Genomic DNA, 13,941 nt, shown 5'->3' with positions numbered 1-13,941 from the left:
CGTGCTACATCCTTGCCCATAAGAAGAGTCCAGCCCCTTGAATCTGCTGCAACACATCGCCCAGTCACGTCACCTGTTACGCAAGTCGGAGCTCAAGGTCGCCGACCACGTGCTGCTTGACCCTGCGGCGGTGATGCACAGTTCCATGGCCGACCTCGCTCACAGCGTCGGCATCAGTGAGCCGACCATCGTGCGCTTCTGTCGCGCCATTGGTTGCTCCGGTTTCCAGGATCTCAAGCTCAAACTGGCGCAAAGCCTGGCCGCCGGTGCCAGCTTCGGCCAGTTCGCGATCCATGAAGACGACTCAGTCGCCGATTACAGCCTGAAGATTTTCGACACCACATTGCACACCTTGATGGAGGTTCGCGAGAAGCTCGACCCGGTGGAGCTGCAGCGCGCGGTGACGTTGATGTCGCAGGCGCAGCGGGTCGAGTTCTACGGCTTCGGCGCGTCGGGTGCGGTGGCGGCGGACGCGCAACATAAGTTCTTCCGGTTGCTGCTGACCGCGGCGGCGTATTCCGATCCGCACATGCAGGCGATGTCGGCGGTGACGCTGAAACCGACCGACGTGGCGATCTGCATTTCCCAGTCAGGGCGTTCCAAGGATCTGCTGATCACTGCCAATCTGGTTCGCGAGAGCGGGGCGTCGCTGATTACCCTATGCCCGAGTCAGACACCGTTGGCCGAACTGTCGACGGTCAATCTGGCGATCGATGTGCACGAAGACACGGAAATCTATACGCCGCTGACTTCACGTATCGCGCATCTGGTGGTGATCGATGTGCTGGCGATGGGCGTAGCGATGGCGCGTGGGCCGAGTCTGGTCAACCACCTCAAGAGTGTGAAGCGCAGTTTGCGTAGCTTGCGCTTGTCGCCGAAAGCCGTGAAAGCCCTCGATGACTAAGATCAAAAGATCGCAGCCTTCGGCAGCTCCTACAGGGAAATGCATTCCAATGTAGGAGCTGCCGAAGGCTGCGATTTTTGCTTTTCGAAGTAAACCTTCATCAGTCTGTAACCCCGAAGAAGCCAAACCGTCATCCCACCCGCCTATCGTGAAACTCCCGTACTCGCCTTGGGAGAATCGAAATGGCTCAGCCCTACGAAGAACGCAACAGCGCCGCGAAAACCCGCCGTCAGCAGGAAGACCAGCGCCGCATGGAGTTTCGCCGCGCTATCGAAGATCGCTTCGAACTTCGCCAGCTTCAAGCCGAAATCGGCGATTTTCCCGAGATCAACCACTGGCAGGCTGCTCCCGCAACTTCCCGTCGAAGCGCTCAACCAGCGCGCTGATCTGCGCCCGTTCGCTGCGGATAAACGCGAGGAAGGCGTGCGCCACCGGTGACAAGCGTTTGGCTTTGGCTTGCACCAGGCACCAGCTACGCAGCAGCGGCAGTTCTTCGACCGGCAGCTCGACGAGACCGCCGGTCGCCAGCTCCAGGTTCAGGGCGTGGCGCGTCAACAGCGCCAGGCCCAGACCCGCCTGCACACATTCACGTTGCGCTTCGGCCGAGGCCACTTCCTGGGTCTGGGTGAAGTGCACGCGTTTCTCTTTGAAATACTCTTCGCAGGCCAGTCGTGTGCCCGAGCCGGGTTCGCGAATCAGCAGCGTGTAGGGCTCAAGATCCTGCAAACGCAGCGGTCCCATGTGCGCCAACGGGTGATCCGGGCGCGCCACGGCAACAATCGGGTTGTTGAGGAAGGGCAGGAATTCCAGGCCCATGTCCTGCGGCACCATCGACATGATCACCAAGTCGTCGCGGTTGTCCGACAGCCGTCGAATCACTTGTCCGCGGTTGACCACGGTCAGTTGCAGATTCACTTCCGGGTGCTGGCGCTTGAATGCGGCAAACAGATGCGGAACGAAATATTTGGCGCTGGATTCCACCGCCAGTTTCAGCTGGCCCTGCAGCGAACCCTGCATGTCCGACAGCTGCATATCGAGGTTTTCCAGGCGCCCGAAGATGTCCCGGCTGGCGCGCTGAAGGGCTTCGGCGGCTTCGGTCATGTAGAGTTTTTTGCCGACGTAATCGAATAATGGCTGGCCGATCAGCTCTTCTAGCTGACGAATCTGGAGGCTGACGGCCGGTTGCGTGAGCGACATTTCCTCGGCGGCGCGGCTGTAAGAGCGTAAATCACACACTTCGTTGAAGATCTGTAATTGACGCAATGTCATACGCATCAAGGACTTACGCATTCTTTATAGGCTCTGACGGCTGGCTGATGGTTTAACTATAAGTCTTTGCTTATGCCTGACCCAATTTTTATTCATTTTTGTTAATCCCTCATGAGCGCTAGTGTGGACCTGCGACTAAATTGAAACATTTGGTCACGCGTCGACCTGGGTCTAGCAGGTCGTGGTGCCACCGGCTCAAGGGAACCTCCAAGTGATAACAAAGATCCTGATCGCCAACCGTGGTGAGATTGCCGTACGAATCGTGCGAGCCTGCGCCGAAATGGGCATTCGCTCGGTTGCGATTTTTTCCGACGCCGACCGCCATGCCTTGCATGTGAAGCGTGCGGACGAGGCTCACAGCATCGGTGCCGAGCCACTGGCCGGTTACCTGAACCCGCGCAAGCTGGTGAACCTGGCGGTGGAAACCGGTTGCGATGCACTGCACCCCGGTTACGGTTTCCTTTCGGAAAATGCCGAACTGGCCGACATCTGCGCCGAGCGCGGGATCAAATTCATCGGCCCGTCGGCAGAAGTCATTCGCCGCATGGGCGACAAGACCGAAGCGCGCCGCAGCATGATCAAGGCGGGCGTACCGGTGACGCCGGGCACCGAAGGCAATGTCGCCGACATCGAAGAAGCCTTGGCCGAAGGCGACCGCATCGGTTACCCGGTGATGCTCAAAGCCACCTCCGGTGGTGGCGGTCGCGGTATCCGTCGCTGCAACAGCCGCGAAGAACTTGAACAAAATTTCCCTCGGGTGATTTCCGAAGCGACCAAAGCCTTCGGTTCGGCGGAAGTGTTCCTGGAAAAATGCATCGTCAACCCCAAGCACATCGAAGCGCAGATTCTCGGCGACAGCTTCGGCAACGTCGTGCACCTGTTCGAGCGGGACTGCTCGATCCAGCGCCGTAACCAGAAGCTGATCGAAATCGCCCCGAGTCCGCAACTGACCCCGGAACAGCGCGCCTACATCGGCGACCTGTCGGTGCGTGCGGCCAAGGCTGTGGGTTACGAGAACGCCGGCACCGTGGAGTTCCTGCTCGCCGAGGGCGAGGTGTACTTCATGGAGATGAACACCCGGGTGCAGGTGGAACACACCATCACCGAAGAAATCACCGGTATCGACATCGTCCGCGAACAGATTCGCATCGCCTCCGGCCTGCCGCTGTCGGTAAAGCAGGAAGACATTCAGCACCGTGGTTTCGCGTTGCAGTTCCGTATCAACGCCGAAGACCCGAAGAACAACTTCCTGCCGAGCTTCGGCAAGATCACCCGTTACTACGCCCCCGGCGGTCCGGGCGTGCGCACCGACACGGCGATCTACACCGGCTACACCATTCCGCCGTTCTACGACTCGATGTGCCTGAAACTGGTGGTCTGGGCGCTGACCTGGGAAGAGGCGATGGACCGTGGCCTGCGCGCCCTCGACGACATGCGTCTGCAAGGTGTGAAGACCACCGCCGCGTACTACCAGGAAATCCTGCGCAACCCGGAATTCCGTAGCGGCCAGTTCAATACCAGCTTCGTTGAAAGCCACCCTGAACTGACCAACTACTCGATCAAGCGCAAACCCGAAGAGCTGGCCCTGGCCATCGCCGCCGCCATCGCCGCCCACGCAGGCCTATAAATGCAGCTGCGAGCTGTCAGCGACAAGCTTCAAGTGAGAGCGACTCGGCTTTTTCTTGCAGCTCGTAGCTTGAAGCTTGCCGCTATGAGGAGATACCAATGACTAAGAAGATCTTCGTTACCGACACCATCCTGCGCGACGCTCACCAATCGCTGCTCGCCACCCGCATGCGCACCGAAGACATGCTGCCGATCTGCGACAAGCTCGACAAAGTCGGTTACTGGTCGCTGGAATGCTGGGGCGGCGCGACGTTCGACGCCTGCGTACGTTTTCTGAAGGAAGACCCGTGGGAGCGTCTGCGCCAACTGCGCGCGGCACTGCCTAACACACGTCTGCAAATGCTTCTGCGCGGGCAGAACCTGCTGGGCTACCGCCACTACAGCGACGATGTGGTCAAAGCCTTCGTCGCCAAGGCTGCCGTGAATGGCATCGACGTGTTCCGCATCTTCGACGCGATGAACGACGTGCGTAACCTGCGTGTGGCGATCGAAGCCGTGAAGGCTGCCGGCAAACACGCCCAAGGCACCATCGCTTACACCACCAGCCCGGTGCACACCATTGATGCGTTCGTGGCGCAGGCCAAGCAGATGGAAGCCATGGGTTGCGACTCGGTGGCGATCAAAGACATGGCCGGTCTGCTGACCCCGTACGCCACTGGTGAACTGGTTCGCGCATTGAAAGCCGAGCAATCGCTGCCGGTGTTCATCCACTCCCATGACACCGCGGGTCTGGCGACCATGTGCCAGCTCAAGGCGATCGAAAACGGCGCCGACCACATCGACACCGCCATCTCCAGCTTCGCCTCGGGCACCAGCCACCCGGGCACCGAGTCGATGGTCGCAGCGCTCAAGGGCACCGAGTTCGACACCGGGCTGAACCTCGAGCTTCTGCAAGAGATCGGTCTGTACTTCTACGCCGTGCGCAAGAAATATCACCAGTTCGAAAGCGAATTCACTGCTGTCGACACCCGTGTGCAAGTTAACCAGGTGCCGGGCGGGATGATTTCCAACCTTGCCAACCAGTTGAAAGAGCAGGGTGCTCTCAACCGCATGGCCGAAGTGTTGGCGGAAATTCCACGGGTGCGTGAAGACCTCGGCTTCCCGCCGCTGGTGACCCCGACGTCGCAGATCGTCGGCACCCAGGCGTTCTTCAACGTGCTGGCCGGCGAGCGCTACAAGACCATCACCAACGAAGTGAAGCTGTACCTGCAGGGCGGTTACGGCAAAGCCCCTGGCGTGGTGAACGAGAAATTGCGTCGCCAGGCGATCGGCAGCGAAGAAGTCATCGACGTACGTCCGGCTGATCTGCTCAAGCCGGAAATGACCAAGCTGCGTGCGGATATCGGCGCCCTGGCCAAGTCGGAAGAAGACGTGCTGACCTTCGCCATGTTCCCGGACATCGGCCGCAAATTCCTCGAAGAGCGTGCCGCCGGCACCCTCACCCCGGAAGTGCTGCTGCCGATTCCTGAAGCCGGCAAGGTCGCTTCGGCGGGCGGCGAAGGCGTGCCGACCGAGTTCGTCATCGACGTCCACGGCGAAACTTACCGCGTCGACATCACCGGTGTCGGTGTGAAGGCGGAAGGCAAGCGTCACTTCTACCTGTCCATCGACGGCATGCCGGAAGAGGTGGTGTTCGAACCGCTCAACGAGTTCGTCAGCGGCGGTAGCAGCAAGCGCAAGCAAGCCTCGGCGCCGGGCCACGTCAGCACCACCATGCCAGGCAACATCGTTGATGTGCTGGTCAAGGAGGGTGACACCGTCAAGGCGGGCCAGGCTGTGTTGATCACCGAAGCGATGAAGATGGAAACCGAAGTCCAGGCTGCGGTTGCCGGCAAGGTCACCGCGATTCATGTGGCCAAGGGTGATCGGGTGAATCCGGGTGAAATTCTGATCGAGATCGAAGGCTGAAATAACCGCCGCGATCCAACGCTTTAAACCTCGGGGGGGCATGTGCCCCCCTTTTTTTATCTTGTTTTCAACCCTGTAGGAGCTGTATCCGTCAGAGCGCCATGCGCCATTGGCCCATCACGCCGTGAGTTCGGCTGTCAGTGGCCATCTCACTGGTGAGACCAACACCGACCGTGTGACTGGCAGACAGCCCGAGGTCGAGGCCGGCATCCACGGACAGGCTGTTTCGATCCAGCGCCGCCCCGGCGATCTCAAAGCGTTTGCCACCCTTGACCAGTTGCTGGCGGGTGTCGCTGTCAATCTCGCCAAAGGTGTGTTTCCAGCCGGCACTGAATCGCGGCGTCAGCGTCATGCCGTTATCCAGCCGGTTGATTTTCGCCGTGCGCAGGCCAAAGGTGCTGCTGAGGTTGTCACGGGTTTGTCCGAAGACTTTCAGCGCCGCATCCCCGCCTTTTTCACGGTAGCTGTCGCGTTGATAGCGCTGATAGCCGACGCTGGCGAACGGCTCGAGTGTCGCATTGTGACGACCAGCGTTGAACGCCAGTTCGACAAAAGCTTGCTGGGTATTGGCGTCGTAATTGCCCTTGAGACGATCACTGAAGCCATTGAAGGCCAGGCGACGTTTGCTCGCGCCATCATGACTGGCGTAGGTCGCACCGAGGCGTAGCGATAATGGTCCGTCCTGGCGTACGGCGTAGGCGCCGAGGTGCCAGCTGTCGAGGTCGCCATCGTATTGGCGGGCGTCGAGTCTGGTCTGCGATTTACCGCCGATCAGGCCGACATGCCATTGCTCATCGAGCCGCCAGTCGGCGCCCATGACCAGTCCTTGGGTGGCGTGTTTGAGGGTGCTGTCCACGTTGCGGTCGACCTTGCCGCCATGGCCGAGCGCCTGAATCCACACCCGCCCGGAATCGGCAGCCCCGGCGGCCTGACGCGGCGAGCTCCCGGAACTGTAGGCAGAGCCGTAGCGGCTATTCAGTTGCTGCATGGCCAAAAGCATGCTCGCACTCACCGGAGTAATGCTGCTCAGGGTGGCTTTGGCGAGATTGGCATTGCTGCCGGCGGCGAGTTGTTCGAGGGCGATCGGGGCGGTGCTTTTGTCGCTGGTCAGTAATGCGGCGACTGCTGCGTTTACCGGTTTTTCAGGTCGAGGAGTTGGCTGCTCCGCAACCGCAACTGATGTCGGTGCTGGCGGCGTAGCTGTAACTGAATCAACTGGCAACGCAGTCAACAATGCTGGTGTTGCAGATGTCGGAGGGGATTGTGGCTCTTCAATACTATTGGCAATCGCACGACCATTGTCTGTCGTCGCCACGCTCTCAATGTCTACCTCGTTACGGAAGTAAGTCAGCCCGACCTTTTGCTCGTCGTAATGCAACTCTGGTGTCATGAAAGCCAGTTTGTTTTCGATGTTGGCGAAGCGACCCTCGACTGATGTAGCGGTGAGGATGGTGTGTTGGCTGCTTTGCGGGTAATCACCGGCAGTGACCAGTTTCAGCGTTGCGTCGCCGAGGCGGGCAGTGCCGCCGACTACTATCGTCGGGCTGCTTCCGGCGGCATCCACGGCGTATGAAAGCACTGCTGTTCGGGACAGGTTCAGGTCTCCCGTAAGCGTTGGTGCGCGGTAGACCTCATCGACCGAAAGACGACCGCTGACGTTCAGGTTTTTCAGCGTGCCCCAACCCGCAAAATGACCATTTTCCTGCACAGTGACGTCACCGCCAATGAGCCCTTTGTTGGTGAGGTCGCCGGTACTCAGAACAGTGGCATTGCCGACGATCGAACCGGTGTTGATCAGAATCCCCCCGGCTACCGCTTCCCCGAAAATGTTCCCTTCATTGATAAGTGATGCTTTTGGCCTGACCAGGACGCCAACACTAAAATCGCCGTCGCCACTTCGACGCCATGCGCCTTGCTTGACCTCCAGTCCATCGAAGTTGGTGGTTCTCCCCAGCGTTCCCTTTGCAGCATCGAGTTGCAGGACATTGACACCGCCGCCGCCATCGACCAGCCCGGCAAAGCTGCCTCGGCTGCCCAGAGTAATAAGGTCGTTGCGGTCATCAAATCGAAGGGAAATACCGTCGGTGGCACTGACCTTTGATTTGGTGGGCGGGTGTTTGACGGTGTCAGAATCACCGACGAAGGCGTCGAGTATCCCGATCAATCCGTCGGCACTTGGCGCTGGAACGGGAGCGAGTTCAGCGTGAGCGGAGGGGAAGCATCCCAGCGTTAAGGCGATCGCCAGCGCGATTTTTTTTGCTTGGTACGTATGTTGGACGGGCATCGAGTAGAGCCTTTCTTTGGGAGAAGACCCAACTCTATTGATGCACCCGAAAATCCGATGTCGGCTACTTCCCGCGCGCTTGCAGGCGACATCGCATCGTTCTGTGGAAAATGACCGCTAGATCCGCAACCAAGACTTTTACTCGGCTGCTGCGGTGCTTTTTCCTACGACCAATCAAGACCCCGCCGGTTGTTCAACCTCAAAAACTCATCTGCCACTGCCCGATCAAGCCGTGATTGCGACTGTTGCTGCCGATCTCACCGCTGTATCCCACACCCAATGTATGCCGCGCAGAGATCCCCACATCCAGCCCAGCCTCCAGCACCAGGCTGTCACGATCCAGCGAGCTGCCATCGACACTGAACGCCGTGCCACCGGTGACAAACGCCTGCCGCGTCGAGCTGCTGACATCGCCGTAGGTGTGTTTCCAGCCGACGGCCATGCGCGGTGTCACGCTCATGCCGTTGTCCAGACTGCTCAGGTGCGCCAGGCGCAGGCCGAAGGTGCTGCTGAAGTTGTCCTGGGTCTGGCTGTCGACTTGCAGCGCGGCGGCGCCACCTTTTTCCTGGTAGCGGTCGCGGTGGTAGCGCTGATAGCCGAGGCTGGCGAACGGCTCGGCGCTGAGGCGACCGCTGCCCATGGCGTAGCCGAGTTCGGCGAAGGCTTGCTGGCTGTCGGCGTCGTAGTCGCCTTTCGGGCGGTCGCTGAAACCATTGAAGGCGATGGTGCGTTTGCTTTCACCCTGATGACCGCTGTACGCCGCGCCCAGACGCAGCGACATCGGGCCGTTTTGATGCAATGCATACACACCGGCGTGCCAGCTCTCGACGTTGCCGTCGACGCCGGTCGCGTCCAGATCGGTTTTCGAATAGCCACCCAGTATGCCCAGGCGCCACGCCGGATTCAGTGACCAGTCGGCACCCAGCACGCTGCCCTTGGTGCGTTGTTCGAGACCGCTGCTGCCATGCTCGCCATCGAGTTTGCCGTAGCCGCCGATGCCTTGCAGCCAGAGCCGCCCGCGAGCATTCGGATCATTCAGATTGCGCGCCTCGGACGGCACGCCATTGGCTGCCAGCACGGGTGTGTCGCGCTGATCGAGGCCGACCATCAGCCCCGGGCTGCCGCCCATTTGCTGCATCGCCGAAAGCATGCTGCTGCCGACCTGACTGCTGGCGCCGAGGGTGGCGCTGGTCAGGTTGGCGTTGCTGGCGCCTGCCAGTTGTTCGATCGCCGCACCAGCGCTGCTTTGGCTGGTATTGAGCAAAGCGTTGTACAAGGCGTTGTCTTTGCCGATCGAGGCCAGGCTGTTGGCGGCGTTGCTGCCGTTGCCGGTCATGGCGAACTCATTGAACGCCACATCATTGCGGGTGTAGGTCAGATCGACCTGCGTTGGCGTGTAGGCGAGGGTCGGCGTGAGGAATGCGTAGTCGCTGCTGACCTTGCCGAAGGTGCCGTTGACCTGCGCCGCTTGCAGCACGGTGTAGTGGCTTTGCCAGGGATAGGTGCCGCTGTCGGGATTGACGGCGAGCGTTGCGCCGTTGAGATTGGCGATGCCGCCGACCTGTACCGGTGCGCTGCTGCCGTCGGCGTTGACGCCATAGGCGAGGGTGGCAGCGTTGCCCAGGTTCAAATCGCGAACGATCGTGGCGCGGCCGAGACGGGTGTCGGTGCGCAACGTGCCGTTGACGTTGAGATTGCCCACCGAACCGCCACCGGCATACACACCGCCGACGTCGACGCTCAGGTTGCCAGCGATGCTGCCTTGGTTGATCAGGGTGGCGCCGTTGCGCACCGCGCCGCCGTCGCTGAAATCGCCACTGCCGGTCAGCGTCCACGCGCCTTGCTTGACCTCCAGCCATTCGAAGTGGCGACTGGCGCCGAAGCTGCCGCCTGGCGCGTCATCCATCACCACGCGGTCGTAACCGCTGCCGCCGTCGACCACGCCGACAAAGCGACTGCCGTTGCGCAAGGTCAGGCTGTCGTTACCGCCGCCCAGATCCAGCGCCAGGCCATTGCTGCCACTGATTGTGCCGCCGTTGATGACGCTGTCGGCGAACTCACCGACGAACTTCACGCCGAAACCGTTGAGGCCTTGAATGGTGCCGAAGTTTTCCAGAGTGGTCGCTGCCAGCCCCGAGCCGCCGCTGCCATCGTCCACCAGAATGGCGCTGTCGGCACCGCTGATCAGTGCACCGCTGGCGTTGAGAATGTAACCGCCCCCCAGGGCGATACCTTCGCTGCCGTTGGCGAAACCGCCCTTGTCCACACCGCCCGCACCGACGCCCTGAATGGTCCCGTAGTTTTCGATATGGGCGATCTTGTCGATGTCGACACCGTCGCCGTCACCGTTCGCTTGCAAGCCTGAGTAGGCGCCGGTGATGGTGCCGTGGTTGATCACCGTGCCATCGCCGTCGGAGCCGAAGCCGGAACCGTTGCGGCCAGTAATCTGTCCGTAGTTGATCAGCGTCGCGCCAAGATCGGTGGTAATGCCATGCCGGCCGCCGGAAATCACCCCGTAGTTCATCACGCTGACACCACTCGCGGAGTCGATATCGATGCCATCGAACTTCTCGTCGGCATTGTGCGAGTCGCCGGTCGAAATCTCGCCATAGTTGCTGATCGTCGCATTTGCCCCGGTCTTCATGCCGTCGCTGGCGTCGCCGCGAATCAGCCCGCCCGCGCGGTTGATAATGGTGGTCTGCACACCGTCACTGCGCAGCGCATCCAGATCCAGACCCTGGCCGGTGCTGGAGCGAATCACACCGCTGTTGTCGATCAACAGACTGCCGCTGGCGAAATTGCTGTCGATGCGCAAGGCGTCGTTGGCGCCGAGAATCTGCCCGCCGCTGCGGTTGTAGATCGTGTAGTTGCGCGCCTGGGTCAGGTCACCGCTGCTGTCGATGGCCCGGCCACCGCTGGAAACGATTTTGCCGGCGTTATCGATCACCACACCGGCGCCGCTGGTGCTGTCTTTCAGGCTCACGGCTTTGCCGCTGTTGGTGATGCTGCCCGGTGCGGAAATCGTCAACGTGTCGCTGCCACCCAGCGTTTGCGCTGCCGTGGTGGCGGTGTCGATCTGCACGGTTTTAGCGTTTGCCGACGTGGCGGCGATCAACAGGGCAATGGCGAGAGACAGGCGCTGGGGCGGGAACGGCATGGTCGGACGGCCTTTTTGTTATAAGCGGGCCGTCCTGTATAGCGAAGGGGTTTTACAGAATGATGTCTTTGAGGTGATGAGTCACTGATCACGACGCACGTAAGCCTTACCGTAATGCCGCTCCATGCGTGCCTGAATCAGCTCCAGGCCAATCGACATCAGCCAGTAAATGATCGCCGCCGTCGTCAGCATTTCGATGTAGCGGTAGCTTGAGCGCCCATAGGACTGGGCGAGAAACATCACTTCCCAGACGCCCATCACCGAAATCAGTGACGAGTCCTTGAGCATCGAGATGAACTGATTGGTCGTGGGCGGGATGATCGTGCGCATGGCTTGCGGCAGGGTGATGCGCCAGAAAATCACCGTCTCGCGCATCCCCAATGCCAATGAAGCTTCGCGCTGGCCGTGGTCGACACCGAGGATGCCGGCGCGAAAGATCTCGCTGAGATAGGCGCCGTAGTTCAACGACAGGGCAATGATGCCCGCGACGATGGCGCCAGGCACGATGCCCAGTTGCGGCAAGCCCAGGTAGATCAGCAGGATCTGAATAAGCAGTGGCGTGCCGCGAAAGAACGAGGTGTAAAAACTGGCGATGCCGAACGCCACGGCGCTTTTTGACAGACGTGCCAATGCCGTGATGAAGCCCAGCAGGGACGAGGCAACAATCGAGCATACACAGAGGAAAAGCGTCAGCGCCGCGCCCTGCAAAAAGCCGTTGGGCGCCAGGTGCAGGCCGACCAGATTGGGCAGTTTGTCGAGGATGATCGAGAACTTCAGGTCGAAGCTCAGGAAGAACCCGGCGAACAGGCAGAACAGCGCTGCCCAGGTCAGGTACAGCCGCGTACGAAAACCGAACAAGCGTTGCAGGCGAGTTTCAGCCACCGGTTGCGGTGGCTGTGGAGGCGTCGGGAAAGAAGTCATTGGCTGATATCAGCGCCGATCCATTTTTGCGACAGCTTGCTCAGGGTGCCGTCCTGTTTCAGTTGCGCGAACACCTCGCGCACTTTGGCATCCCATTGCGCGTCACCCTTTTCGATGGCCACCGAGTTCGGCTCCGAGTACAGCGGCGCGCCGGCCAGTTTGAAGCGTTTGTCTTCGTTAAGGCGTGGTTGCGCGGTGACGAGGTTGGTGAGGATGGCGTCCAGGCGCACGCCGGCCCCGAGCCCCAAATCCTGAAAGGCGACGTTGTCGGTATCGTACGGCGCGATCTGCACATCGTCGAACGGGTACTGCAACTGCGTGTCTTCGGCGCCTTCGATGACCAGGTTCTTGTTCAGATAGCTTTCGTAACTGGAAGCGCTGGTGAGGCCGACTTTTTTGCCACTCAGATCTTTGGCATCGTGGATCCGCTCATCCTTGGCGTTGACCACAATCACTGCCGGCGAGGCGTAGTACTCGACCGGGAAGTCGAACACTTCGGCGCGGGCCTTGCTCGGCGTCATCGAGCAGATGCAGATATCGTAGCGCCCGCTCCAGCGGCCGGCGGCAATGACGTCCCACGACGGCGTTTCGAGTCGCAACTTCACGCCTAACTTGTCAGCCACGGCTTTGGCAACATCAACGTCGAAGCCATCAAGCTGGTTCTGGTCATTGAGAAACGAGAATGGTGGATAGCTTTCCATCAGCACGCCAACCAGTTCTTTCTTTTGCTCGATACGGTCCAGCGTAGTGCCACCAAAGGCTTGCGTGGAGGCGGCCAGAATGGTCAGGCCCAAGGCCAGTAGCGGTTGAAATTTCACAGTCGATCCCTGAGCAAAAAAGAGGTTGTTATTAACCGGATGGTGCGTATTAAATAGTTATAAGAACGACTCTGATAGTGAGTTATTTTCATAAGCATATGAGTGAAAAGCATATGGGCGCAGGAAGCACGATTATTCTCGATGGCGGCATGGGCCGTGAGTTGCAGCGCGCCGGGGCGCCATTTCGTCAACCGGAGTGGTCAGCGCTGGCGTTGAGCGAGGCGCCGCAAGCGGTCGAGGCGGTACATGCCGCTTATATCGCCAGTGGCGCCAACGTGATTACCACCAACAGTTACGCCGTGGTGCCGTTCCATATTGGCGAAGAGCGTTTCGCCGCCGAAGGGCAGGCGCTGGCAGCATTGGCCGGTGAGCTGGCGCGGCGTGCGGTGCAGGCTTCGGGGAAATCCGTGCGGGTGGCTGGCTCATTACCGCCGCTGTTTGGCTCCTATCGTCCGGATCTGTTCAACGCCGGGCGAGTGACCGAGTTGCTGGCGCCATTGGTCCAGGGTTTGGCACCGCACGTTGATCTGTGGCTGGCGGAAACCCAGAGTTCGATCGTCGAGGTGCGAGCCATTCACGCCGGGTTGCCGAAGGATGGCAAACCGTTCTGGTTGTCGTTCACCTTGAAGGACGAAGACACTGATGAAGTGCCGCGCCTGCGCTCCGGTGAGCCAGTCGCCGAAGCCGCTGCGGTGGCGGCTGAATTGGGCGTCGAGACGTTGTTGTTCAATTGCAGTCAGCCAGAAGTGATCGGTGCCGCGATTGATGCCGCGCGTGACACCTTCGAGCGTCTGGGGGTGAACATTCACCTTGGTGCCTACGCCAATGCGTTTCCACCGCAGCCTGAAGAAGCCACCGCCAATGACGGACTTGATCCGCTGCGCGATGACCTGGATCCGCCGGGTTACTTGCACTGGGCACTTGACTGGCAGCAGCGCGGTGCCAGCCATTTGGGCGGTTGCTGCGGAATCGGGCCGGAACACATTGCGGTGCTTGCGCAAAAGCTGGGTTGAAAATAGATCAAAAGATCGCAGCCTGCGGCATCTCCTACAGG

Annotated in this window: 10 protein-coding genes; 5 read left to right on the top strand and 5 right to left on the bottom strand. The window is 60.2% G+C overall.

What is annotated here, in order from left to right; translation table 11 throughout:
- Positions 1-37 precede the first annotated feature (37 nt).
- Positions 38-904 (top strand): transcriptional regulator HexR, encoded by an 867-nt coding sequence (gene hexR / locus BK670_RS28465; protein ID WP_007962240.1) that lies wholly within the window; start codon positions 38-40, stop codon positions 902-904.
- Positions 905-1,086: 182 nt separating this feature from the next.
- Positions 1,087-1,290, top strand: coding sequence for a PA3496 family putative envelope integrity protein (locus BK670_RS28460; RefSeq protein WP_123454772.1), 204 nt, complete (start codon positions 1,087-1,089; stop codon positions 1,288-1,290).
- Here BK670_RS28460 and BK670_RS28455 read toward each other — a convergent pair.
- Positions 1,232-2,194, bottom strand: a complete 963-nt coding sequence (locus tag BK670_RS28455; protein ID WP_123454770.1) for a LysR family transcriptional regulator — start codon at positions 2,192-2,194, stop codon at positions 1,232-1,234. The two genes, BK670_RS28460 and BK670_RS28455, sit on opposite strands and share 59 nt — an antisense overlap.
- 190 nt (positions 2,195-2,384) lie before the next feature.
- Here BK670_RS28455 and BK670_RS28450 point away from each other — a divergent pair, with 190 nt between their 5' ends.
- Positions 2,385-3,800: an acetyl-CoA carboxylase biotin carboxylase subunit gene (locus tag BK670_RS28450; RefSeq protein ID WP_025112637.1), complete on the top strand. Its 1,416-nt coding sequence runs from the start codon at positions 2,385-2,387 to the stop codon at positions 3,798-3,800.
- A gap of 98 nt (positions 3,801-3,898) precedes the next feature.
- Positions 3,899-5,707: a sodium-extruding oxaloacetate decarboxylase subunit alpha gene (gene oadA, locus BK670_RS28445; RefSeq protein WP_123454768.1), complete on the top strand. Its 1,809-nt coding sequence runs from the start codon at positions 3,899-3,901 to the stop codon at positions 5,705-5,707.
- A gap of 91 nt (positions 5,708-5,798) precedes the next feature.
- Here the strand turns inward: oadA and BK670_RS28440 are convergent, their stop codons facing one another.
- From BK670_RS28440 to BK670_RS28425, 4 genes are all read right to left on the bottom strand, one after another.
- On the bottom strand, positions 5,799-7,991 hold the full coding sequence (locus BK670_RS28440; protein WP_123454766.1) for an autotransporter family protein: 2,193 nt from the start codon (positions 7,989-7,991) through the stop codon (positions 5,799-5,801).
- Positions 7,992-8,190: 199 nt separating this feature from the next.
- Complete coding sequence (locus BK670_RS28435; protein WP_123454764.1) at positions 8,191-11,148, bottom strand: autotransporter outer membrane beta-barrel domain-containing protein; 2,958 nt, start codon at positions 11,146-11,148, stop codon at positions 8,191-8,193.
- A gap of 81 nt (positions 11,149-11,229) precedes the next feature.
- On the bottom strand, positions 11,230-12,069 hold the full coding sequence (locus BK670_RS28430; protein WP_123454762.1) for an amino acid ABC transporter permease: 840 nt from the start codon (positions 12,067-12,069) through the stop codon (positions 11,230-11,232).
- Positions 12,066-12,887 carry an ABC transporter substrate-binding protein gene (locus tag BK670_RS28425; RefSeq protein WP_123454760.1) on the bottom strand — a complete coding sequence of 274 codons (822 nt, stop codon included), beginning with the start codon at positions 12,885-12,887 and terminating at the stop codon, positions 12,066-12,068. The genes BK670_RS28430 and BK670_RS28425 overlap by 4 nt, the downstream gene beginning before the upstream one ends.
- Positions 12,888-13,000: 113 nt before the next feature.
- Between BK670_RS28425 and BK670_RS28420 the strand changes: the two genes are divergently transcribed.
- Positions 13,001-13,900 carry a homocysteine S-methyltransferase family protein gene (locus BK670_RS28420; protein WP_123454758.1) on the top strand — a complete coding sequence of 300 codons (900 nt, stop codon included), beginning with the start codon at positions 13,001-13,003 and terminating at the stop codon, positions 13,898-13,900.
- The last annotated feature ends 41 nt before the right edge of the window (positions 13,901-13,941 follow it).

The organism is Pseudomonas fluorescens, assembly GCF_003732425.1.
GTDB lineage: Bacteria > Pseudomonadota > Gammaproteobacteria > Pseudomonadales > Pseudomonadaceae > Aquipseudomonas > Aquipseudomonas fluorescens_BE.
The sequence above is the reverse complement of the archived record's forward strand: the minus strand, read 5'-3'. Positions and strand labels throughout refer to the sequence as shown.

What these genes read in the sequence shown, in the direction of transcription:
- BK670_RS28460 (WP_123454772.1), top strand. Translation starts at nt 1,087, where the DNA reads ATGGCTCAGCCCTACGAAGAACGCAACAGCGCCGCGAAAACCCGCCGT.
- BK670_RS28455 (WP_123454770.1), bottom strand. Translation starts at nt 2,194, where the DNA reads ATGCGTAAGTCCTTGATGCGTATGACATTGCGTCAATTACAGATCTTC.
- oadA (WP_123454768.1), top strand. Translation starts at nt 3,899, where the DNA reads ATGACTAAGAAGATCTTCGTTACCGACACCATCCTGCGCGACGCTCAC.
- BK670_RS28440 (WP_123454766.1), bottom strand. Translation starts at nt 7,991, where the DNA reads ATGCCCGTCCAACATACGTACCAAGCAAAAAAAATCGCGCTGGCGATC.
- BK670_RS28435 (WP_123454764.1), bottom strand. Translation starts at nt 11,148, where the DNA reads ATGCCGTTCCCGCCCCAGCGCCTGTCTCTCGCCATTGCCCTGTTGATC.
- BK670_RS28430 (WP_123454762.1), bottom strand. Translation starts at nt 12,069, where the DNA reads ATGACTTCTTTCCCGACGCCTCCACAGCCACCGCAACCGGTGGCTGAA.
- BK670_RS28420 (WP_123454758.1), top strand. Translation starts at nt 13,001, where the DNA reads ATGGGCGCAGGAAGCACGATTATTCTCGATGGCGGCATGGGCCGTGAG.